Here is a 22,230-nt window from a genome sequence, read left to right on the forward strand (position 1 = left end):
CAGCTGGACAACCGGCAACCCTGGCCCCGTGCATCGCACATCCTCCGCCGGCACCACCCCGTCCACCAGATACGCCCCCACCGTCCCGTCCACGCACCCGTTCCCCCGGCTCGCGAACACGCCGTGCGAGTAGTCGTCGTCGAGGGTCACCAGGCGGGAGCCCGGCAGCACTTCCCTCAGCCGCCGGGCCCCCTCGATCGGGGTCACCGGGTCGTGCGCGGAGGCGACCAGCAGGACCGGTGGGGCGGCGGGGCTGCCGAGCGGGGTGCGGTGCGCCGGGCGGTGGTGCCAGTAGGCGCAGGCAGAGGCCTCCATGCCGGTCAGGATCGGCTGCGGGTCGAGGCGCCGTGTCCGGCGGATGTCCGCCACGATCTCGCGCGCCGTCGGCCCCGGCCCGTCCGCGCATTTCACGATCCGGTTGGCCGCCTCGTAGTTGCGGGAGTCCGGGCTGTCGAAGGCGGAGGCGGGGCGAAGGCCCTCGGGGCTGCCGTCGGTGAGGTAGGTGCGCATGCCGTCCGCCAGGGCCGCCCAGCGCTCGGTGCGGCCCAGGGCACGGTAGACCGCGCGGTCGAACTCCGCCGGGCCGAAGCCGTTCACCGGGTGGGCGGCGAGTCCGTGCCGCACGCGCAGATACGACCGCCGTACGGCGTCCGCGTCGCCGCCCAGCCCGAAGCGCTCCCCGTGCGCGGCCGTCCAGACGAAGAAGGTGTCGCGGGCCCGCAGCAGTGCCCGGTTCTGGAGGACGTCGAAGTCGTACCAGTCCCAGGGGCCGACCACGCTGTCCAGCACCATGCGGCCCACCCGGTGCGGAAAGCGGGCCGCGTAGGCCGCGCCCAGGTAACTGCCGTACGAGACACCGAGGAAGCTCGTCCGCGGCTCGCCCAGCGCGGCGCGGATCGCGTCCATGTCGTATGCCGTCTGCTCGGTGGACAGGTACGGCAGGACCTTGCCCGCGCCGGCCGCGCAGTCGTCGGCCAGGTTCCGCAGTGACCCCAGGTACCCGCGCTCGCCCGCCCGGCCCACCGGCACCGGGTCGGCGCCGGGGCTGTCGAACAGACCGCCCATTGCCCCGCAGCCGACCGGCGTGCTCCGGCCGACCCCGCGTGGGTCGAAGCCGATGACGTCGTACGAACGCCGCACGTACTCAGGGAGTTTGGCGCGCTTGGTCACGGCGTAGGGGAGCCCGGAGCCGCCCGGGCCGCCCGGGTTCACCAGCAGGACGCCGCGCCGCTCGGCCGGAGTGCCGGTGGCGGGGACGCGGGAGACGGCGATCTCGATGTGGGGGCCGGTCGGGTTCTTCCAGTGGAGCGGGACGCTCAGGCTGCCGCACTCCACGCGGGCCGGGGCGGGCGGCCGCGGGAGGGACGCGGGGCAGGCGCCGAAGGTGACAGAGGCCCCCGCCGCCCGTGCGGGCGCGGCGGTGGGGAGCAGGGCGGCCGCGGCCGCGAACGCACACAGCAGGGCGGCCGGGTGAGCCGGAAGGGAGGAAGGACGGGACAAGGGGCGGGACAAGGTCTCTCCGATGCAGAGGGAGCAGAGTAAGAACGGGGTAGCAAATGAAAATGATTATCGATAACGTGTGCCCGTCAAGTCCGGCACCCCTCCGACCGAGGGGCGTCCCGGGCTGCCCTGACGACTGAAATCGCGGCACGAAAAGGGGAGTTGTGGCTCATCTGCTGGTGGTAGAGAGCTGGGTCGGGTCGATGAGCAGGCTGCTGCCACGCGCGATCCGGGAGGGCGGACACGAGTTCACCTTCCTCACCCGGGACCTGCATCACTACCTGCGCTCGGCGCCCGAGGGGACGGCGCACCCGCTGCTCGGCTTCCGGCACGCGCTCACCGCGGAGACCAACGACATCGACGCCCTGCTGCCCGAGGTGGCGCGGCTGCACTCGGTCCTGGGCTTCGACGGAGTGCTCACCTCCTGCGACTACTACCTGCCGACGGTGGCCCGGATCGCCGGGCACCTGGGCCTGCCCGGCCCGGGCCCCGAGGCGGTGGAGAACGCCTGCCGCAAGGACGCCACCCGCCGTGTCCTCGCCGACGCGGGTCTGCCCGGACCGCGCTTCGCCGTGCACGAGGAGTGGGCCGACCTCGCGCGGGCCGCGCGGGAGATCGGCTACCCGCTCGTCGTCAAGCCGGTCGACCTGTGCGCGGGCATGTACGTGCGGCGCGTAGACGACGAGGCCCAACTCGCCGAGGCGGTCCGGGCCCTGGCCGACTTTCCGGTCAACGCCCGTGGGCAGCGGCGCACCTCCGCCGTGCTCCTCGAAGAGCTCCTCGACGGCCCCGAGGTGAGCGTCGAGACCGTGTCGTACGGGGGTGCGGTGCACGTGGTCGGCGTCACCGACAAGAGCATCGGCGGAGCGCCCGCCTTCGTCGAGACCGGCCACATGTTCCCCGCCGCCCTGCCGCTCGCCGACCTCGACGCCGCCGAGCAGACCGCGCTCGGCGCGCTCAAGGCGCTCGGGCTGACCGACGGTGTCGTGGCGCACACCGAGATCAAGCTGACCTCAGCCGGGCCGCGTGTCGTCGAGGTCAACCCGCGGCCCGCCGGCAACCGCATCACCGAGCTCGTCCGCCATGTCACCGGCATCGACCTGGCCGCCGCCTTCGTGGACGTCGCCCTCGGCCGCGAGCCCGACCTCCGGCGCACGGACACCGGGCTGTGCAGCGCCGCCATCGGCTTCCTCGTCCCCGACCGCGCCGGCACGCTGGAAGCCCTCGACGGGCGCCGACTGGCCGACCGCCCCGAGGTGCTGGAGGTGCAGCTCGCCGAGCCCGGCAAGACCGTGAAGGCGGCGGGCAGCAACAACGAGTACCTGGGCCACGTCATGGCGGGCGACGCGGAGGGCCCCGGCGCCCGTGACCGTGTCGAGGACCTGCTGACCGGGCTGCGCGCGGGGCTGGTGATCCGATGACCGCCGCGAGCGCCTCGCCGACGGCGCCCTGCCGGACGTACGACGAACTCGTCGCCCGCGTCCGCGCCGGCGCCCTCGGACCCGACCCGCGCAGCCGGCGCATCGCCGTCGCCTTCACCACCCGGCAGGCCGTACGGCACGACGGGCGCGGCACCGGCTACCGCAACGAGGTCCTCAGCCTGCGCCTCGCCGAGGCCGTCGGCTCCTGCGCGGTCGAGCCCGGTGAACTGCCCGACAGCGCGCTCGACGACTGTGTGGGAGCCGACGTGGCGGAGCTGCTCGATCATCCGCTGCTGCCCGTCCGTGTCGCCGCACTCGACGCCTACCTGATGCATGTCACCCCGCACACCCTCGCCGACGGGGCCCGCCCCGTGCCGCTGTCCGCCGGGTCCTCGCTGGAGAAGTCCCGGGCCCGCGCCAAGGCCGTGGTCGAGCTGCTCGATCTGCCGGCCGGGGCGACCGTCCTGCTGGTCGGGGTGGTCAACTCCCTTCTGGAACAGTTGCGTTCGCGAGGGCTCGGATACGTCCCGTGCGACCTCAAGGGCGGTGTGACCGAGTGGGGCGAGCCGGTCGTCACCGACGCGCTCACCGCCGCCTCGCGCTGTGACGCGCTGCTCGTGTCCGGGATGACCCTGGGCAACGGCAGCTTCGAGCCCCTGCGCGAGCACGCGCTGCGGCACGGCAAGCAGCTGGTGATGTTCGCGCAGACCGGCAGCGCGATCCTGCCCCGCTTCCTGGGTCAGGGCGTGAGCGCGGTGTGCGCGGAGCCGTACCCCTTCTTCTGGCTCGACGGCGGGCCCGGCGTCGTTCACCGGTACCGCTGTCCCGGGGGTGCGCGATGACCGCCACCGCCGTACTCCCCACCGCGCGCCCGGAGTTGCTCGCCCTGCTCGGCCGTACCCCCGTCGTCCGTGTCACCACCGACCTGCCCCACGCCCACCCCGGTTTCTGGGCCAAGCTCGAAGGGCTCGCGGCGGGCGGCATGAAGGCGCGGGCCGCCGTGTCGATGCTGCTCGGCGCGCGAGAGCGCGGCGAACTGCGGCCCGGCGCCCCGGTGGTGGAGTCCACCTCCGGCACCCTCGGTATCGGGCTCGCCTTCGCCGGGCAGGCGCTCGGCCACCCGATCGTGCTGGTCGGCGACAGTGAACTGGAGCCGTCCATGCGCCAGTTGCTGCGAGCCCACGGCGTGAGACTGGAGCTCGTCGACCGCCCGGCACCCCAGGGCGGCTGGCAGGCCGCCCGCCTCGCCCGGCTGCGCGAACTGCTCGCCGAACTCCCCGGCGCCTACTGGCCCGACCAGTACAACAACCCCGACAACACCGCCGGCTACGCCTCCCTGGCCGCCGAACTCTGCGCCCAGCTCGACCACTTGGACATCCTGGTGTGCAGCGTCGGCACCGGCGGCCACAGCGCCGGCGTCATCGCCCCGCTGCGCCGGCACTGGCCCGGACTACGGCTCATCGGCGTCGACGCCACCGGCTCCACGATCTTCGGCCAGCCCGCGCGCCCGCGCCTGATGCGCGGCCTCGGCAGCAGCATCCACCCGCGCAACGTCGCCTACGACGCCTTCGACGAGGTCCACTGGATCGGCCCCGCCGAGGCCGTGGACAGCTGCCGACGGCTCGCCCGGGGATGCTTCGTCAGCGGCGGCTGGAGCACCGGGGCCGTCGCGCGGGTCGCCGCCTGGGCGGCCTGCGTGCACCCGGGTGCGGTCGTCGCCACCGTCTTCCCCGACGGACCGCACCGCTACCTCGGCACCGTCTACGACGACGACTTCCTCGCCGCCCACGGCCTCGACCCGGCCGGCGCCGCCACCCGGCCCGTGGAGATACCGCACCCGTACGCCGCCGAGGCGAGCGGCTGGGTGCGGTGCACGCGGGTGGCGGACCCACTCAAGACGCTCCATCCCCTGGAAGGGACTCAGTGAAGGCCAGTCTGCGCACCGTGCGTCTCGAACTCGCCGAGCCGTTGCGCATATCCCGCTCCACCATGACCGCGCGCGACGCCGTGTGGCTGGCCGTCGAGCACGACGGAGCGACCGGATACGGCGAGGCCGTCAGCAGCGTGTACTACGGGCTGGACGCCGGCACGCTCGTGCGGCTGATCTCGGCCGTCGGTCTGGAACGGTTCGCCGATCCCGAGAGCGCCCTGGAGGCCCTGCCCTCGGCTGCCGTACCGCCCGCCGTCGTCGCCGCCGTCGAGTCCGCGCTGCTGGACCTCGTCGGCAAGCGGGCCGGTGTGCCCGTCCACCGCCTGCTGGGGGCCGGGACGTCGTCCGGCGTCGCCACCGCACGCACCATCGGCATCACCTCGCTCGCACACGCGGCCGCCGAGGCCCGCCGCCTCGCCGCGAACGGCTTCCAGGTCATCAAGGTGAAGGCGGGCACCCCCGACCCCGAGGACGACGTGGAGCGCGTACGGGTCATCCGTGACGCGGCCCCTCGGGTGCGGCTGCTGCTCGACCCGAACGGAGCCTGGAGCGTGGCGGAGGCCGAGCGGTTGCTGCCCCGGTTCGCCACGCTCGGCGTCGAGGCCGTCGAACAGCCACTGCCGCCCGGTGACCCGGACGCACTGGCCGCCCTCGCCGAGAAGTCGCCACTGCCCGTCATCGCCGACGAGGACGCGGTGAGCGTGGACGACGTACGGCGGCTGGCCGGGCGCGTCCACGGCGTCAACGTCAAGCTCGCCAAGTGCGGGGGCGTCCGAGCGGCCCTGCGGATCGCCGAGCTGATCGAGGGCAGCGGCACCGAGCTGATGCTCGGCTGCCTCACCGCCAGCACCCTCGGCCTCGCACCCGCCGTCCACCTCGCCGACCGGGCCCGCTGGGCCGACCTCGACGGCCATCTGCTGCTCGCCCACGACCCGTGGACGGGGATCGGCGGCGCCGACGGGTTCGTACGCGCAAGTTCCCTGCCGGGGCTGGGCGTCGAGGAGGTGACGGCGCATGAGGACGTGGCATGAGATGCGCGGCTTCCCGCTCGCCGTCCAGCTCCTCCTCGTCAACCAGCTCGGCGTCAACACCGGCTTCTACCTCCTCATCCCGTACCTCGCCACCCACCTCGGCGAGAACCTCGGCATGTCCGCGGCGGTCGTCGGGATCGTCCTCGGCGTGCGCAACCTCAGCCAGCAGGGCCTGTTCATCATCGGCGGCTCGGCGTCGGACCGGCTCGGGGCGCGGGGCGTCATCATCGCCGGGTGCGCCCTGCGGACCGTCGGGTTCGCGCTGTTCGCCCTCGGTGACGGGCTGCCGGTGCTGCTCGCCGCGTCCGTGCTCAGCGGGCTCGCGGGGGCGCTGTTCAACCCGGCCGTGCGGGCGTATCTGGCCCAGGAGGCGGGCGAGCGCAAGGCGGAGGCGTTCGCACTGTTCAACGTGTTCGCCACGACCGGCGCGCTCATCGGCCCGCTGCTCGGCAGCGCCCTGCTCCTCGTCGACTTCCGTACGTCCGCGCTGACCGCCGCCGGCATCTTCGCCGTGCTCACCGTGGCCCAGGCCCTCGTGCTGCCCGCGCGGAAGGTCGAGCCCAGCGGCAACAGCGGGGTCCTCGCGGACTGGCGGGAGGTGCTCGGCAACCGGGCCTTCCTGGCCTTCGCGCTCGCCATGGTCGGCATGTTCACCCTGGAGAACCAGCTGTACCTGCTGCTGCCCGACGGGGCGAGGGAGGCCACCGGCTGGGCCGGGGCGGCGGGCATCGTCTTCCTCGTCGGTACGGTCGCCAACCTGACGCTGCAGCTGAGGATCACGACGAGCCTCAAGTCCCGTGGGGACAGGTCGCGTTGGATCGCGGCCGGGCTCGCGGTGATGGGTCTGGCCTTCCTGCCGCCGGCCTTGGTGGCGGGCGCGGAGTCTCCCGGGTGGCTGGACGCCGGGCCCGTCCTGCTGGGCGCGCTGCTGCTCTACCTCGGCGTCATGGTCGCCTCGCCGTTCGTGATGGAGCTGATCCCCCGCTTCGGCCGCCCAGAGCTGACCGGCACCTACTTCGGGATCTTCTACGTCGTCTCCGGGATCGCCGCTGCCGTGGGGAACACCGTCGTCGGGTGGGCCATGGACGCGGGGGAGAGCGGTGGCCCCGCGTGGCTGCCGTGGGTGTGCTGCGCCGGCTTCGGACTGGCCTCGGCGGCCGGTGTTGCCTGGCTGCGCCGACTCGGAGCGCTGCCCGCGGATCCGGACCCGGCGGCTCTGGTGCAGGCCGGCGAGAGGAGCACGGCGTGAGTGCGGTGCGCTCGGGAGGAGGAGCGGAGCGGCGCACAGCCGGCAGCGGAGGAACTGCCGGCACCGAGCCGGGTGGGCATGCGCCAGGCGTGTCCGAGCGCACGGCGACGGTCGCAACGGCGGGCTCGCGGACAGGCGAGGGCCGGGGGGCGACCGCCGGACCGGCCGGCCGGGAGGCAGGCATGACCGCCGCGGCGCAGGGCGAGGAGGGCAGCCTTCTCGCCGGCGGCCCGGGCGGCAGCCGCAACCTCCTCACCGACAACCCCGCCCTGTACGAGGCCCGCTTCCCCGACCCCGACCGGCTCGCCGGACGCTGGGCCGAGGACTGCCTGCGCCGGCACGGCGCCGGGCGACGCGTGCTGGACATGGGCTGCGGCACCGGCCGCGACGCCGCCCACCTGCACGCCGTCGGCCGTACGGTGACCGGCGCCGACCTCTCCGAGACGATGCTGGCACACGCCCGCGCCCACCACCCGGGACCGGCGTACGTCCGCGCCGACCTGCACGGCTTCGACCTCCGGGAACTGGGCGGGATCCCCTTCGACGCCGTCGTCTGCCTGGACAGCTCCCTGCTGTACTGCCACACCAACGACCAGCTCGACGGCTTCCTCGCCTCCTGCCGCCAAGCCCTCGCGCCGGGCGGGCTGCTGGTCGCGGAGATGCGTAACGGGGCGTACTTCCTGGGCCGGACGGACCTGCTCGACGCGCCGTCCGTCAACTCCTTCACCTGGCAGGGCACGGCCTACCGGTCCACCACCACCCTGACCGTCGACCGCACCGCCCAACTCCTGTGCCGTATCCGCGCATGGGCCGCCGACGACGGATCACCGCCCGTCGAACAGCGCTCCGCCTGGCGCCTGCTGTTCCCGCAGGAGCTGCGGTACTTCCTCGCGGCGCACGGCTTCGACGTTCTCGAACTCCACGACGGCCCCGGGCCGCGCACCGAACCGCCTTGGCGGCCGGGTGACCTGCCCGGCACCTCCACCGACAGTGACCGGCTGCACGTCGTCGCGCGCCGCTCGCACACCAACTGACACGCCGACACGAAGGACCACTCATGTACGACGAACGCTTCCCCGGCCTGCGCCGCCGCGGCTTCCTCGCCGCCACCTCGGGCGCCGCCGCCCTCGCCCTCGTCGGCTGCGGCGGCGGCACGGACGACAAGGCGGACAGCGCGTCCGGCACCCCCAAGCGCGGCGGCCGGCTGCGTGCCGCGTTCGCCGGGGGCGGCGCGAGCGAGACCCTCGACCCGCACCTGGCCAACCTCTTCGCCGACGTCGCCCGCGCCAAGGCCCTCTTCGACAAGCTCGCCGACTACGGCGCCGACCTCTCCGCCCAGCCACGCCTGGCCGAGAAGTGGGAGTCGAACAAGACACTGGACCGCTGGCAGGTGACCCTCCGCCAGGCCACCTTCCACAACGGCAGGCCCGTAACCGCCAAGGACGTCCTCTACAGCTACCGCCGCATCGCAGACCCCAAGCAGGCCTTCCGCGCCAAGGCGTCCCTGGAGCCCATCGACCTCGACGCCAGCCGTGCCACCGGCGAGCGGTCGATCGAGTTCGTCCTCAAGCGGCCCACCGCCGAATTCCCCAACATCCTGGCCGCGTTCGGGGCGTACGTCGTCCCCGAGAACGCCACCGAGTTCGACAAGAAGCCGGTCGGCTCCGGCCCCTTCCGGTTCGTCTCCTTCGCGCCCGGCCGCTCCGCCGTCCTCCGCCGCTACGACGACCACTGGGACGGCGCCCCGCTCCTCGACGAGATCGAGTTCGTCGTCGCCAACGAGGAGTCCGCCCGCGTCAACGCCCTCCTCGGCGGCCAGGTCGAGTACGCGCACGAACTCAACCCGACCACCGCCCGCGCTCACGAGGGCAAGGGCCAGATCGAGATCGTCCGGCTGCGGGGCAGCGCCATGCAGGCGTTCTGCATGAAGACCGACCGGGCCCCCTTCGACGACAAGCGGGTCCGCGAGGCCTTCTTCCTGATCGCCGACCGCCAGGAACTCGTCGACGGCGCGCTCTCGGGTGCGGGTGTGGTCGGCAACGACCTGTTCGGCAAGGGCTACGAGTACTACGCCGACAGCCTCCCCCAGCGCGAGCAGGACCTCGACCGGGCCCGCGCCCTGCTCAAGCAGGCCGGCGCCGAGAAGCTCAAGGTCAGCCTGGACACCTCGGCCGTCGCCGCCGGGTTCACCGAGGCCGCCGGGATCTTCCGCGACCAGGCCGCGAAGGCGGGCGTCACGATCGACGTGAAGATGGGCAGCAAGGACTCCTACTGGAGCGACATCCTCGACAACGGCACCCTGTGCTGCTACCGCTCCGGCGCCATGCCCATCGAGGCCCACATCTCCCAGCGCCTGCTCACCGACTCCACCACCAACGCCACCAAGTGGCACCACAAGGACTTCGACGCCCTCTACCAGCAGGCCCAGTCCACCCGCGACAAGACGGAACGGGCCGCCGTCTACGAGCGCATGCAGCGCCGCCTGTACGCCGAGGGTGGCTTCCTGGTCTGGGGCTTCGCGGACTGGATCATCGGAACGGCCCGCACGGTGAAGGGAGTCGAGACCAAGGCGCCCGCCAACACCCTGGACTGGGCCCGTTTCGACAAGGTGTGGCTGGCGTGAGCGGACTTCGCTCTTTCGTCGCCCGGCGGGTGCTCCTCGGCGGCGCGCAGACCGTAGCCGTCGTGCTCCTGGTCTTCGCGCTTACCGAGGCCCTCCCGGGCGACGCCGCAGTCGCCCTCGCCGGCGACCAGCCCGACCCCGCCCGCATCGCCGCCATCCGCGAGGCGATGCACCTCGACCGCCCGGCATACGAGCGGCTGGCCGACTGGGCGGCGGGCTTGCTGCACGGCGACTTCGGCACGTCCCTGACCTCCGGCCGCCCCGTCACCCAGTACATCACCGACGGCTTCGGTCCGACCCTGCTGCTGGCCACGCTCACCCTCGCACTCCTCGTCCCGCTCGGCTTCGGCCTCGGCGTGCTCGCCGCCCGCCACGAGGGGCGCCTCGTCGACCGGCTGGTCAGCTCGGCGACGCTGGCCGTGTACGCCGTCCCGGAGTTCGCCCTCGGGGTCCTGCTGGTGACGCTCCTCGCGCTGAAGCTGGCCTGGCTGCCGCCGACCGCACTCGGCTACGGCACCGACCTGCTCGGCCATCCGGCGGCGCTGGTCCTGCCGGTGCTGGTCCTGCTGTCCCGCCCGGTGTGCTCGCTGTCCCGTCTGGTGCGGGCCGGCATGGTCGACGCCCTCGCCTCCCCCTACGCCGCCCACGCCCGCCGCTACGGCGTCCCCGGCGCCCGGGTCCGCTACGCCCATGCCCTGCCGAACGCCCTCGCGCCGGCCGTGCAGCAACTCGCCCGCACCGTCGACTGGTTGCTGTGCGGGGTCATCGTCGTGGAGGCCCTCTTCGTGATCCCGGGCCTGGGCTCGGTCCTCCTCAACGCCGTGGCCGAACGTGACGTACCGGTGGTGCAGGGGCTGGCCGTGGTGTTCGGCGTGCTGACGGTCGTCCTCAACCTCGGGGCCGATCTGGTCGCCCACCGGCTCACTCCGCGAGCGGGGGTGGCCGCATGACGACGTATCGCCGCTTCGCGCTCGGCCTCGCGGTCATCGCCGTCCCCCTCGTCCTCGCGCTCCTCGGACCCCTGTTCACTGGCGACCCCGGCCCTCGCGCCACGTCCTTCACCCCCGGCGGCGACCACTGGCTCGGCACCGACTTCGTGGGCCGCGACGTGTGGCAACAGGTCCTGCTGGGCGGCCGGACGGTCGTGGTCACCGCGCTGGCCGCCACCGCGCTCGCCTATCTCGTCGCCGTCCCGGTCGCCCTCATGAGCGCGCTCACCCGCCTCAAGTGGCTGGAGGAGCTGCTGATGCGGCCGCTGGACGTGCTGCTCGCCGTACCGTCGCTGCTGCTGATCCTGCTGGTGGCCTCCGTGCTCTCGCCGGGCTCCGCCGGGCTCGCGCTGCTCGTGGCGCTGGTGAACGTGCCCGACGCGGCCCGGATCGTGCGGGCGGCCGCGGGGGAGGCCGCCGCACGCCCCGCGGTCGAGGCGCTGCGGATGCAGGGGGAGACCTGGTGGCGGATCGCCGTCGGCTACGTCGGCCGGTCGGCGCTGCGCACCCTCGCCGCCGACGCCGGGATCCGGCTGACCGGCGTGCTGTACCTGGTGTCGACGGCGGCGTTCCTCGGGGTCGGCGTCGCGCCGGACGCCGCCGACTGGGCGGTCATGGTCGACCGCAACCGCACCGGACTGTTCGTGCAGCCCTGGGCCGTGGTGGTGCCCGCGCTGCTGATCGTGGCGCTGACGATGGGCACCAACCTGCTCTTCGACGCCGCGCTGCAGAAGAAGGCCGCCTTGGAGAAGAAGGCCGACTCGGACAAGAAAGGACGACGTCCGTGAGCCGGGCAACGGGTGATGCCGTCGCCGAGATCCGCGGCCTGCGCGTGGAGATCGACGGCCGGGCGATCGTGGACGAGGTGAACCTGCGGGTGCCGCCCGGGAAGGTGAGCGCACTGGTCGGCGCCTCCGGCAGCGGCAAGACGACGACCGGCCTGGCGCTGCTGGGGGAGTATCCGCCCGGCGCCCGGGTGACGGGCGAGGTACGGCGGCCGGGGGACGGCCCGGTGGGCTACGTGCCCCAGCACCCCGCCGCCGTCCTCAACCCGGCCCGCCGCGTCAGCGCTTTCCTCCACGACATCGCCCGCCCCCAGGTGCGCCACCTGCCCCGCCCCGAACGCCGTACAGCGGCCCGCGCACTGGTCCTGCGGGCCCTGTCCGACGCACAACTCCCGGATTCCGAGGCACTGTTGCGGCGCTACCCGCACCAGCTCTCCGGCGGCCAGCAGCAACGCGTCGTCCTCGCCCAGGCCCTGCTGCTCGGCGCCCGCGTCATCGTCGCCGACGAACCCACCACCGGCCAGGACGCGTTGACCAAGAGCCGGATCGTCGAGCAGCTGGCGGCGGTCGCGGCGCGCGGCATCGCGATCGTGCTGCTCAGCCACGACCTGGACGTCGTACGCGCCCTCGCCGACGAGGTCCTCGTCATGCGCGCGGGCCGGGTCGTGGAGTCGGGCCCGGTGGAGCGGCTGTGGGAGGCGCCCCGCCACGAGTGGACCCGTCGTCTGCTCGACGGACAGCGCGCGGTGCCGCCGGCCGGAGCGGACACGGACGCGGCCCAACCGGTCCTGGAGGTGCGGCACTTGACCGCCGTGCACGACCGCCGGACCGCCGTCCTGCACGTCCCGCACCTCGCCCTCCGCCCCGGCACGAGTCTGGCCGTCGTCGGCCGCTCCGGCAGCGGCAAGACCACGCTCGCCCGCTGCCTCGCCGGCCTCCACCGCGACCACGACGGCGAGATCCTGCTCGACGGCACGCAGCTGCCGCGCAGCCTGCGCCACCGCAGCAGCGCCCAACTCGCCGCCGTTCAGTACGTCTTCCAGGACGCCCGCGCAGCCTTCGACGAGCACCGGCCGGTCCTCCACCAGGTGGCCCGTACGGCGGTACGCCTGCGCGGCACCGACGAACGGACGGCGACGGACGAGGCGACGGTCACCCTGAACCGCCTCGGACTGCCGGAGGACCTGGCCCGCCGCCGCCCCGCCGAACTCTCCGGCGGCGAACTCCAGCGCGCCGCCCTCGCCCGCGCCCTGCTCGCCCGCCCCCGGGTGCTGGTCTGCGACGAGGTCACCTCCGGCCTGGACACGGTCACCCGGCGCGGCATCCTCGACGTCCTCGCGGGGCTGGTGGGCGAGGGCGAGGACCTGTCCCTGGTCCTCATCACCCACGACCTGGACACCGCACGCCTGGCCCACCGCATCGCCGTACTGGACGCGGGCGAGCTGGTCGAGGAGGGGTCGGCACATGACCTCCTGACGCAGCCTCAGCATCCCTTCACCATCTCCCTGATGGAGACGACGGAGCGCTTGGAGGCGGGGACCCGGGGGTGAGTGCTACAGCCGACCTCCGGAGGCCAGGCGCCGAGGAGACGGGAAGGTCTCGGCACGGGTGGTCCGGAGGCCGGCGGCTTTGGGGTGCGTCCCGCTGTGGGCGGCTCTGCGCCCCGGCCTTTGGGTGGCCCTACGACCCGGTCGGCAGGCGTCGGCGGCGCGGGCGGGCGGTGGCCTCCGCGAGCAGCGCGTGGATCTTGCGCACCGCATCTCCCGGGTGAGTGGCCGGGGTTGGGAAGGGCAGGCGGGTGTCGTGGTGGGCGTCCGGTGTCTCCACGCGGAGCACCAGGCCGTGCCGGTCGAGCCGCAGTGGCCGTACGCCGCTCGCGCCGAGCTGCAGCCGGGGCGGGAGCAGGCGGGCGAGCGGGGCCACGGTGTCGGCGTGGGCCGCGTCCAGCCGGGCCAGCATCTCCGCCTCGTGGGTGGCCAGCGGATCGGGGGCGGCCAGGCTCAGTTCGTCGAGGCCGACGACGGCCGTCCCGTCGCCCTCCGTGAGCACGGCCCGGGCCGGGTGGAACACCAGGGCTTTCGGGCCGAGCGCGGTGAGCCATCCCCCCAGCGTCAGCCGGGCGCGCACCCGGTCGCGTACGGCCACGGGGGCGACGTCGGTGAACTCCACCAGGGCGGCCAGGTCGCCGTGCGGTGCCACGGCGAGCTCGGCTGCGAGGTGGGCGTCCGGAGGGTTCTGCAGGAGCAGCCGTGCGGCGGCGTCCACGGTGTGCAGGCCGATCAGCTCGACACGGTGGCCGTGTGTGGTGACGGTCAGCGAGCCGGCCGCCGAGAGCACCGAGCGGGCACGCTCGGCGGGCGTCGGCTCAGGGCAGGTGGCAGCAGACATGGGAACCTTTCGAGTTAGGTAAGGCTAACCTTAGCTCGTCTGGTGTGTCCTCACCAACCCGTCAGCAAAAGGTGATTGACGAGCAACGCGAGCACCGCCTGCGCCGCGAGCCAGGCACGCGCCCCCGGCAGCAACGCGCACGCGGGCAGCAGCCACAGCGCGAACGGCAGCCAGATCCGCTCCGTCTCCGCCTTGCTCATCCCGGACAGGTCGGCGACGAGGAGGGCGACGAGCGCGCCGAGCACCAGGAGCGCCAGGCGTACCTCGGCCCGCTCCGTGCGCCGGACCAGCGCCACGACCGCCCGCCGCAGCCCCGCCACCGTCGCGAGGCCCACGATGACGACCGTGCATGCGAGGTTGGCCCACACCCAGTAGCCGTACGGCCGCACCCCACCGGCGCCCTGGTGGTAGCGGGTGACCAGCAGACGGTACGCCTCCCACCAGTCGAAGCCGATGACGGCGAACGCGACGGGGATCACCAGGAAGCCGGCCAGCAGGAAGGGGAGGGGGCGGACGCGGTGGGAGCCCAGCAGCAGGACGGCGGCGGCGACCACGGCGAAGAGCGTCAGGCCGTACGAGAGATGGACCGTCCAGCCGAAGAGGAGCCCCGAGACCAGACCTGTCCACCGCGGCCGTTTCCCCGTCACCGCCAGCGCGAGGAACGCGACCGCCCACGCGGCCACCGCCGCGAAGTACCCGTCGGCCGAGGTGCCCACCCACACCGCCGCGGGAGCGAGCGCGAGGAAGGGCGCGGCGCGGCGGGCGAGGCGCTCGTCGGCGAGGGCGCGTACGGCGACGAGGACCGCGACCGCGGCCGTCGTACCGATCGTGATGCACCAGGTTCCCGCCCAGCCGCCCCCGCCCAGGCCGAGCCGGTCGAGGAACACGAAGGTGAGGGTGGCGCCCGGCGGATGGCCGGCGACATGGGCGGGCCAGTTGTCCGGCGACTCGAGCAGGATGTGGCCGGAGAAGTCCCGCAGAGCGGCGGGGATGTCCCGGAAGCGGTCGATGACCCGGAGATACTCGTGCGGGGTCGTCAGCTGCCCCGCGACACCCTGGTACCAGCCGTCGACCAGGGCGAGGGACCAGGTCCAGGCCAGGCCGGTGGCCCAGGTCGCCAGGAGCAGGGGGCGCCACGGCAGCCGCACCGCGAGGGAGGGGCCGTACGCCACCACGGCCGCCGCGACGGCGAGCGCGGCCGGAGTGCCGGGGCCCAGGTGCGGATCCCAGTCCGCCAGCAGCGGCGGCCAGTTGACCCGGAGCGTGCCGTACCGGTGCTGCATGACGGTGCCGACGACGACTGCGGTCACGACGAGCAGCGCGCCGGCCGCTGCGGTGGACAGGTCATGGCGGAGGTCGCGGTTCACGCCAGAACGCTAGGGCGGGCGCCGTCCTCCGGACGGCTGACAGGCGCGGACGTCAGGGATTCGTCATGGTTCCCGCACCCTTTCATGGGGTGCACCGGACCTACCGTCGGGGCATGTCACGGTCTCCCTTCTCCCCCTCCTTCTGGCGCAGCCCGCTGCGCGGCCCCTGGCTCACCTCGGTGCTCGGTGTCGTGCTGCTCGGCGGGATCACGGTGCTGTTCGTGACGGGCCTGGTGTCCTACGCCGCCTACAACCCGAACCTGTCGCCGGTGAACGACAAGACCCCCGACAAGGGGATCCTGGGCTTCTACCTCTTCTCCTGGCCGACCGACCCGCACTGGCTGTACCGGCTCAACCAGGGCGTCCACGTCACGCTCGGCATCACGCTCGTCCCCGTGCTGCTGGCCAAGCTGTGGTCGGTCGTACCGAAGCTCTTCACGCTGCCGCCCGCACGGTCGGTCACGCACGCCCTGGAACGGATCTCGCTGCTGCTCCTGGTCGGCGGCGCGCTGTTCGAGTTCGTCACGGGCGTGCTCAACGTCCAGCTGGACTACATCTTCCCCGGCTCCTTCTACACCCTGCACTTCTACGGGGCGTGGGTGTTCTTCGCCGCGTTCGTCGTGCACACGGTGCTGAAAATGCCCATGGCCTGGCGCAACCTGCGGCAACTGCGCGAGGAGAAGACGGAGTTGGTCTCGCCGGATCCCGCCGAGCCGACCGTCTCCCGGCGTGGCGCCCTCTGGTTCCTCGGTGGTGGCTCGCTGCTGCTGTTCGCCACGACCGTCGGCCAGAACTTCGACGGGGCCCTGCGCCGGACCGCCCTCCTCGCCCCGCACGGCGGCGCCGAACCGGGCAGCGGGCCGGGCGGCTTCCAGATCAACAAGACGGCCGCATACGCGGGGATCCGCGCCGCCGACACGAACGAGGAGGCGTGGCGGCTGGTGGTCGTGGGGCGGGACGGGCGGACGGTCCGTCTCAGCCGTGCCGATCTGCTCGAACTGCCGTTGCACAGCGCGGCGCTGCCCATCGCCTGCGTGGAGGGCTGGTCGACGTCCGACCAGTGGTGGCGCGGCGTACGGCTGCGGGACCTGGCCGCGCTCGTCGGCCACGACGGCGACCCGCCCGACGTCCTCGTGGAGTCGCTCCAGCGACGCGGCGCCTTCCGCCGGGCCGCCCTGCGCGCCAACCAGGTCGCCGATCCGCGCTCCCTGCTCGCCCTCTCCGTCAACGGCGAGGACCTCACCCCCGACCACGGCTACCCGGCCCGGATCATCGTGCCGGCCGCGCCCGGCGTGCTGAACACCAAGTGGGTGGCGCGGATGACCTTCGGAGACCTGTGATGCGTCTGCCTCGGCCGGTGATCGGCAACCCTCTCCAACTGCTGTTGCTCGTCAGCTCGTTCGCGCTCGCGGGATACGCGGGGGTGCGACTGCTGGAGGACGACTGGTTCGGGGTCGCGCTGTGGTTCGTCGGCTCGGCGATCCTCCACGACCTCGTCCTGCTGCCGCTGTACGGGACCGCGGACCAGGTGCTGCTCCGAGGGTGCGAGGCGGCCGGACGCCGGACGTGGGTGCCGTACGTCCGCGTCCCCGCCGCCTTGTCCCTGCTGCTCCTGCTGATCTGGTTCCCGCTGATCAGCGGCCGGGTGGCGGACCGCTACGCCTCCGCCACCGGCCTGTCGACGGACGGCTTCGCGGCCCGCTGGCTGCTGATCACCGCCGTGCTCTTCGGCGGCTCGGCGGTGGTGTTCGTCCTGCGTCGGCGCAGGGCGGCGAAGAAACGGGCTTGAGGTGCCCGTCTCCGGCTCGCTCACGCCGCCCGCGCCTGCGCGGACGCCACCGGGAACCCCTCCGTACGGAACACCCGCCGCTCGGCGTCCACCGCGAACACCTCGCAGCCTTCCCGTGCGGCGGCCCACTCGACGCCCTCCGCGCCCATGGCGAACGCGGCGGTCGCCACGGTGTCCGCCACGGTCAGGGACGACGCCACGACGGTGAGGGACAGCAGCCCCGTCGCCGGACGCCCGGTGCGGCCGTCGATGATGTGGTCGCCGCGCTCATAGCGAGCCGACGTCGCTATCGCCCCGTCGGTGAGCTCGGCCACCGTGCACACCTTGTCGGCCTGCTCGGGGTGCCGTACCCCCACCCGCCACGGCCCGCCGGAGGCGACCACGTCACCCCCGGCGTTGAGGACGAAGCGCCGCGCCCCCGCAGCCTTGAGCAGCTCGGCCGCCCGCTGCACGGACCAGCCCTTCACCACCGCACACGGATCCAGCCCGCGCCCCGGCAGCCGTACGTCGAAGGCGCCGCCGGTGGCGACCCGGTACTCCTCGCACAGCCCCAGCACCTCGTCGAGGTCGGCGCTGACGTCTGCCCGCGCGATCTCACCCCGGTCCAGCCGGCACACCTCGCTGTCCGCCCTGAACGGGCTGAACCGGGCGTCGACCTCGCGCAGCCACGCGAACAGCGCGTCGGCGGTGTTCTGGCCGACGTACTCGTCGTCGACCCGCAGCGAGACCGGGAACCCCATGACGTGTTCGACTCGGTGCATGACGATCAGCCCTTCGCGTCGATGGCGGCCTGGAGGGACTCCTTGTAGCCGTCGCTGGTGATGGTGGCGCCGGAGACCGTGTCGATGTCCGCGCTCTGGGCTTCCAGCGTCTGAGCGATCAGTTTCGGCACGGCCGCCGTCGTCTGCGGGTGGTTGGGCTGCTGGAGCATCTTCACGGCCGAGATCTTGTCGCCGTCGAAGGTCACCTGGACCTGCACCGGGCCCTTGTCGGTGGTCACCGTCGAGCCGTCGACCGTCTACGTCTGCGAGGCGGCGGACGAGGAAGAGGACGCCGACTCCGCGTTCCCGTCGATCGCGGCCTGGAGGGACTCCTTGTACCCCTCGCTGGTGATCGTGGCGCCGGAGACCGTGTCGATGTCCGCGCTCTGGGCTTCCAGCGTCTGAGCGATCAGCTTCGGCACCGCGGCCGTCGTCTGGGGGTGGTTGGGCTGCTGGAGCATCTTCACGGCCGTGATCCTGGTGCCGTCGAAGGTCACCTGGACCTGCACGGGACCCTTGTCGGTCTCCACGGTCGAGCCCTTGACGACCGTGCCGCCGGGCCCGGACCCCGCGGCGGCGGAGGACGACGCCGAGGGTGCCGAGGCCGGTGCGGCGGCCTCCGTGGTGGCCGTGCCGAGAGACGGCTCGTAGCGCCAGACCGGGATCAGGCCCGCGACGCTCAGAACCAGGACAGGTATTGCTCGCTTCACGGTGTCTTCCCCGTCCTTCTCAGCCGGCCAGGCTGAAGCGCTCGAAGTGGACCTGCTGCTTGGGCACGCCCAGCTCGCGCAGGCTGCCGATGACCGCGTTCATCATGGGCGGCGGTCCGCACAGGAAGACGTCCCGGTCGGTGATGTCCGGAACGAGCCGCTGAAGCTCGGCCGGGGCCAGCTTGTCCGGGCTGACGGGACCGGTGACCAGATGCAGTTCGGCGCCCTTGGCGTGGGCGAGCTCCACCAGCTCGCCGTACAGGACGGCGTCCCGGTCCGAGGCCACCCGGTAGATCACGACCGCGTGGCCGTGCAGCTCCTCAAGCAGGGCCCGGATGGGGGTGACGCCGACGCCGCCGGCGATGAGGACGGCCTCGGGGCGGGTGCGGTGCAGCGCCGTCAAGGCGCCGTACGGGCCCTCGGCGAAGACGCGCGTGCCGACCTTCATGTGCCGCAGGGCCGCCGAGCCGTCGCCCGCCGCCTTCGCGGTCAGCCGCAGCGTGCGGCCGTCGGGGGCGGCGGACAGGGAGAACGGGTTGGCCTGCCACCAGCGGTCCTTCGTCAGGAACCGCCACAGGAAGAACTGACCGGCCCGGGCGGGCAGCTTGTCCAGGTCACGGCCGGTGACGTAGACGGAGACGACGTTGTCGGACTCGGGGACGACGGCCGAGACACGGAACTGGTGGCGCCAGTTCCGCCACAGCGGCAGGACGAGGCGGCCCACGAACACCGCGCCCAGCGCCACACCCCACACCGCGTACCAGTACGCCGTGGCGGCGGAGGACGAGGTGAAGGACGTACCGACCGCGACCTGGTGCGTGAACGCCAGGACCACCGCGACGTACGTGTACAGGTGGATGAAGTGCCACGTCTCGTACGCCAGCCGCCGCCGCGCGAACCGGGCGGAGACGACACCGATCACGATGATGATCCCCAGCGCGACGACGGCGCGCAGCACGCCCTCGACCGTCTCGGCGAGGTCGACCAGCTGGTTCACCGGGTCCAGCGAGGACGACTCGGCGTAGCCGAAGGTGATGAACACGGCGTGCGCGAGCAGGGCCCACAGGACGCTGAAGCCGGTCCAGCGGTGCCAGGAGGTCAGCCGGTCCATGCCGATCCGGCGGTCGAGCCACGGCAGCCGGGCCACCAGCAGCAGCTGGAACGCCATGAGCAGCGCGCCGAACAGGCCCGTCAGGCGCCCCAGCACGATGAGCGTGTTCGAGGCGAAGCCCGCGGCGAAGAAGAAGTAGAGCACCGCGGCCACGTTCGCGGCCAGCACGGCGTACAGGCCCGTGCGGGCGACCACCCTGGGGCGTATCGCCGCGGGGGGCGCAGGGGGCGATTGGACGGTCGTCGTCACGGGCGACAGCTCCTTGATCTCGTCTGTGGTTACCGAGCTTGTCCGGACGGAGCTGTCGAAAAGCTGTCGTACTTCTTTCAAGTGTTTATCGATGTGGTCGCGGGCCCCCACCCGCCCCGGAGGACCGGTGCCGGGTGCCGCAGTATGAACGGGTGGAGAAAGTACGCCTGCTGGTCGTGGACGACGACCCGCCCATCGCCGACCTCGTCGCGACGGTCGCCCGCTACGAGGGCTGGGAGGCGGTCACCGCGAACTCCGGCGAGGAGGCGCTGCGGCTGGCCGCCGAGTTCCACCCGGACATCGTGGTCCTGGACCTGATGCTGCCGGACGTGGACGGCTTCGGCGTCCTGGACGGGCTGCGCGCGGCCGGGACGATGGTGCCCGTGGTGTTCCTCACCGCCCGCGACGGCGTCGCCGACCGGGTGGCCGGGCTGACCCGGGGCGGTGACGACTACCTGGTCAAGCCGTTCGCCGTGGAGGAGCTGATGGCCCGGCTGCGGACCGTGCTGCGGCGCAGCGCCGGGCCCGGCTTCCAGCGCTCGGTGCTGCGGGTGGGCGACCTGACGATGGACGAGGACACCCGCGAGGTGCGCCGCGGCGACAAGCTGCTGACGCTGACGCCGACCGAGTACGAGGTGCTGCGCTATCTGATGCGCAAGTCACCGACCGTGCTCACCAAGGCGCAGATCCTCGACCATGTGTGGGAGTACGGCTTCGGCGGCCGCTCGAACGTCGTCGAGCTGGTCGTCAGCAGGCTGCGCCGCAAGCTCGACGAACCCGATGAGTCCGCCGCCGGCAGGGCGCCGCTGATCCACACGGTGCGCGGCTTCGGGTACGTGATCCGGCAGGCCGCCGAGTGATCGGGTGGCTGCGGCGGACGTACGGCAGGCTCCGGCTGGGCACCAGGCTCGCGCTGGGGCTGGGCGCGCTGGCACTGGTCGTGTTCGCCGTCGTCGGCACGGCCCTGACGACGTACATGCGGGACTACCTGTCGAACCAGCTCGACACGCAGCTGGCGCAGGCCCAGGTCGCCCAGTCCAAGAGCCTCGAGGACTACGGCACACTCTCGGGCAAGAAGTACTACAGCTGGTTCTACGCCGTGTACGACGTGTCGGACGGCACGGCCGAACTGCGCAGGCCCGAGGATCCCGCCGACCTGCCGAAGGACGTCGACGACTTCACTTCCCTGGCCCGGGCGCAGACCGTCGCGCATGAGGAGCTGCTGCGCACCGAGCACCTGAAGGGAGCGGGCCAGTACCGGCTGCGTGCCTGCGAGGTCGAGCCCGGCGTGGTCCTGGTCAGCGCGGCGCCCATGGAGGACATCGAGGACACCGTGGGCCAGCTGATCACCATCCAGGTGGTCACCTTCGTCCTCGCGCTGCTGGCGCTCGTCGTGTTCGGGCGGGCCATGCTGCGGCGCGGCCTGCAGCCGCTGAGCGACATGGCACACACCGCCCGTGGCATCACCTCGCACGACCTGACGGACTCCGCGCGGCTGCCGGTGCGGCACGACCGGCGCGGCGGCGGGCCCGAGGTGGAGGAGCTGCGCACCGCGTTCAACACGATGCTGGAACACATCGACGACTCCCTCGCCGTGCGCGCGGAGGCGGAACAGCGCCTGCGCCGCTTCGTGGCGGACGCCTCGCACGAGCTGCGCACCCCCCTGATGTCGGTTCGGGGCTACGCCGACCTCTTCCAGTACGCGGCCGCCAACGCCCCGGAGGAACGCGACAAGCACCTGGCGCGCCTGCGAGCCGAGGCGGCCCGGATGGGCTTCCTCCTCGACGACCTGCTCCTGCTCGCCCGCCTGGACGCGGCGGAGGTCGAGACCCCCCTCCGCCCACAGGAGGCGGACCTGGTGGAGCTGGTCGAGCAGGCCGCCGACGCCTTCCGCGTCACCCACGCCGACCATCAGCTGACGGTCACCCCCGGCCCCGCCTCCCTGAAACTGCGCCTGGACCCCCAGCGCATACGCCAGGTCCTCGACAACCTCCTCACCAACGCCGCGATGCACACCCCGGCCGGCACACCGGTGTCCGTGTCCCTGTCGCTGACGAACGGCACCGCCCAGGTCCGCATCGCCGACGCAGGCCCAGGCATCCCGCCCACCGACCGGGAACGGGTCTTCGACCGCTTCTACCGCGTCGACAAGGCCCGCAGCCGGGACCGGGGCGGGAGCGGGCTGGGTCTGGCCGTGGCGCAGTCGCTGGTACGGGCCCATGGCGGCCGGATCGACCTGAGCAGCGAGCCCGGGGCGACAGTGTTCACGGTGACGCTCCCACTGACGCCGGCCGGCAACACCGGCCCGTCCGGCGTTTGAGGACGAG

Annotated in this window: 20 protein-coding genes and 1 pseudogene; 14 read left to right on the plus strand and 7 right to left on the minus strand. The window is 73.0% G+C overall.

Annotated elements, in window-relative coordinates:
* Positions 1-42: 42 nt before the first annotated feature.
* A pseudogene (locus tag ACZ7L6_RS35590) lies at positions 43-1,335 on the minus strand (alpha/beta hydrolase); the annotation flags it as partial.
* Between the two features lie 329 nt (positions 1,336-1,664).
* On the opposite strand from ACZ7L6_RS35590, the gene ACZ7L6_RS35595 reads away from it, so the two are divergent.
* From ACZ7L6_RS35595 to ACZ7L6_RS35640, 10 genes are all read left to right on the plus strand, one after another.
* Positions 1,665-2,921 carry an ATP-grasp domain-containing protein gene (locus tag ACZ7L6_RS35595; RefSeq protein ID WP_471931253.1) on the plus strand — a complete coding sequence of 419 codons (1,257 nt, stop codon included), beginning with the start codon at positions 1,665-1,667 and terminating at the stop codon, positions 2,919-2,921.
* Positions 2,918-3,763, plus strand: coding sequence for a hypothetical protein (locus ACZ7L6_RS35600; RefSeq protein ID WP_471931255.1), 846 nt, complete (start codon positions 2,918-2,920; stop codon positions 3,761-3,763). Before ACZ7L6_RS35595 ends, ACZ7L6_RS35600 begins: the two co-directional genes overlap by 4 nt.
* The gene (locus ACZ7L6_RS35605; protein ID WP_471931257.1) at positions 3,760-4,848 is read left to right on the plus strand and encodes a PLP-dependent cysteine synthase family protein; all 1,089 of its coding nucleotides are present in this window, start codon (positions 3,760-3,762) and stop codon (positions 4,846-4,848) included. The genes ACZ7L6_RS35600 and ACZ7L6_RS35605 overlap by 4 nt, the downstream gene beginning before the upstream one ends.
* On the plus strand, positions 4,845-5,882 hold the full coding sequence (locus ACZ7L6_RS35610; protein WP_471931259.1) for a dipeptide epimerase: 1,038 nt from the start codon (positions 4,845-4,847) through the stop codon (positions 5,880-5,882). Before ACZ7L6_RS35605 ends, ACZ7L6_RS35610 begins: the two co-directional genes overlap by 4 nt.
* A complete protein-coding gene (locus ACZ7L6_RS35615) occupies positions 5,866-7,131 on the plus strand; it encodes an MFS transporter (RefSeq protein ID WP_471931261.1) in 1,266 nt (421 codons plus the stop codon). The genes ACZ7L6_RS35610 and ACZ7L6_RS35615 overlap by 17 nt, the downstream gene beginning before the upstream one ends.
* Positions 7,132-7,313: 182 nt before the next feature.
* Entirely contained in the window at positions 7,314-8,165 is an 852-nt protein-coding gene (locus ACZ7L6_RS35620; protein ID WP_471931263.1) for a class I SAM-dependent DNA methyltransferase, read from the plus strand.
* A 23-nt stretch (positions 8,166-8,188) separates the two neighbouring features.
* Positions 8,189-9,754, plus strand: coding sequence for an ABC transporter substrate-binding protein (locus tag ACZ7L6_RS35625; protein WP_471931265.1), 1,566 nt, complete (start codon positions 8,189-8,191; stop codon positions 9,752-9,754).
* The gene (locus tag ACZ7L6_RS35630; RefSeq protein WP_471931267.1) at positions 9,751-10,704 is read left to right on the plus strand and encodes an ABC transporter permease; all 954 of its coding nucleotides are present in this window, start codon (positions 9,751-9,753) and stop codon (positions 10,702-10,704) included. The genes ACZ7L6_RS35625 and ACZ7L6_RS35630 overlap by 4 nt, the downstream gene beginning before the upstream one ends.
* Positions 10,701-11,531 carry an ABC transporter permease gene (locus ACZ7L6_RS35635; protein WP_471931269.1) on the plus strand — a complete coding sequence of 277 codons (831 nt, stop codon included), beginning with the start codon at positions 10,701-10,703 and terminating at the stop codon, positions 11,529-11,531. Before ACZ7L6_RS35630 ends, ACZ7L6_RS35635 begins: the two co-directional genes overlap by 4 nt.
* Complete coding sequence (locus tag ACZ7L6_RS35640; protein WP_471931271.1) at positions 11,528-13,078, plus strand: ABC transporter ATP-binding protein; 1,551 nt, start codon at positions 11,528-11,530, stop codon at positions 13,076-13,078. The genes ACZ7L6_RS35635 and ACZ7L6_RS35640 overlap by 4 nt, the downstream gene beginning before the upstream one ends.
* A 130-nt stretch (positions 13,079-13,208) precedes the next feature.
* Here ACZ7L6_RS35640 and ACZ7L6_RS35645 read toward each other — a convergent pair whose 3' ends face one another.
* The gene (locus ACZ7L6_RS35645; protein ID WP_471931273.1) at positions 13,209-13,916 is read right to left on the minus strand and encodes a DUF2470 domain-containing protein; all 708 of its coding nucleotides are present in this window, start codon (positions 13,914-13,916) and stop codon (positions 13,209-13,211) included.
* Between the two features lie 50 nt (positions 13,917-13,966).
* Positions 13,967-15,283 carry a hypothetical protein gene (locus ACZ7L6_RS35650; RefSeq protein WP_471931275.1) on the minus strand — a complete coding sequence of 439 codons (1,317 nt, stop codon included), beginning with the start codon at positions 15,281-15,283 and terminating at the stop codon, positions 13,967-13,969.
* 113 nt (positions 15,284-15,396) lie between these two features.
* Here ACZ7L6_RS35650 and ACZ7L6_RS35655 point away from each other — a divergent pair, with 113 nt between their 5' ends.
* Together ACZ7L6_RS35655 and ACZ7L6_RS35660 are read left to right on the plus strand one after the other, a co-directional pair.
* Positions 15,397-16,623, plus strand: a complete 1,227-nt coding sequence (locus ACZ7L6_RS35655; RefSeq protein WP_471931277.1) for a molybdopterin-dependent oxidoreductase — start codon at positions 15,397-15,399, stop codon at positions 16,621-16,623.
* Positions 16,623-17,072 carry a hypothetical protein gene (locus ACZ7L6_RS35660; protein WP_471931279.1) on the plus strand — a complete coding sequence of 150 codons (450 nt, stop codon included), beginning with the start codon at positions 16,623-16,625 and terminating at the stop codon, positions 17,070-17,072. Before ACZ7L6_RS35655 ends, ACZ7L6_RS35660 begins: the two co-directional genes overlap by 1 nt.
* Positions 17,073-17,092: 20 nt before the next feature.
* Here ACZ7L6_RS35660 and ACZ7L6_RS35665 read toward each other — a convergent pair whose 3' ends face one another.
* From ACZ7L6_RS35665 to ACZ7L6_RS35680, 4 genes are read right to left on the minus strand one after another with little or no spacing between them, the layout of a single operon-like run.
* Entirely contained in the window at positions 17,093-17,833 is a 741-nt protein-coding gene (locus ACZ7L6_RS35665; RefSeq protein WP_471931281.1) for an FAD:protein FMN transferase, read from the minus strand.
* A 5-nt stretch (positions 17,834-17,838) separates the two neighbouring features.
* Positions 17,839-18,072: an FMN-binding protein gene (locus ACZ7L6_RS35670; protein ID WP_471931283.1), complete on the minus strand. Its 234-nt coding sequence runs from the start codon at positions 18,070-18,072 to the stop codon at positions 17,839-17,841.
* Positions 18,073-18,090: 18 nt separating this feature from the next.
* Complete coding sequence (locus ACZ7L6_RS35675) at positions 18,091-18,543, minus strand: FMN-binding protein (RefSeq protein WP_471931285.1); 453 nt, start codon at positions 18,541-18,543, stop codon at positions 18,091-18,093.
* Between the two features lie 19 nt (positions 18,544-18,562).
* A complete protein-coding gene (locus ACZ7L6_RS35680) occupies positions 18,563-19,849 on the minus strand; it encodes a ferredoxin reductase family protein (RefSeq protein WP_471931443.1) in 1,287 nt (428 codons plus the stop codon).
* A 206-nt stretch (positions 19,850-20,055) separates the two neighbouring features.
* Here ACZ7L6_RS35680 and ACZ7L6_RS35685 point away from each other — a divergent pair, with 206 nt between their 5' ends.
* Both ACZ7L6_RS35685 and ACZ7L6_RS35690 read left to right on the plus strand, forming a co-directional pair.
* Positions 20,056-20,763: a response regulator transcription factor gene (locus tag ACZ7L6_RS35685; protein WP_471931287.1), complete on the plus strand. Its 708-nt coding sequence runs from the start codon at positions 20,056-20,058 to the stop codon at positions 20,761-20,763.
* Entirely contained in the window at positions 20,760-22,223 is a 1,464-nt protein-coding gene (locus tag ACZ7L6_RS35690) for a sensor histidine kinase (protein ID WP_471931289.1), read from the plus strand. The genes ACZ7L6_RS35685 and ACZ7L6_RS35690 overlap by 4 nt, the downstream gene beginning before the upstream one ends.
* Positions 22,224-22,230: the final 7 nt, after the last annotated feature.

The sequence above is a fragment of the Streptomyces sp. NPDC107522 genome (assembly GCF_055657525.1).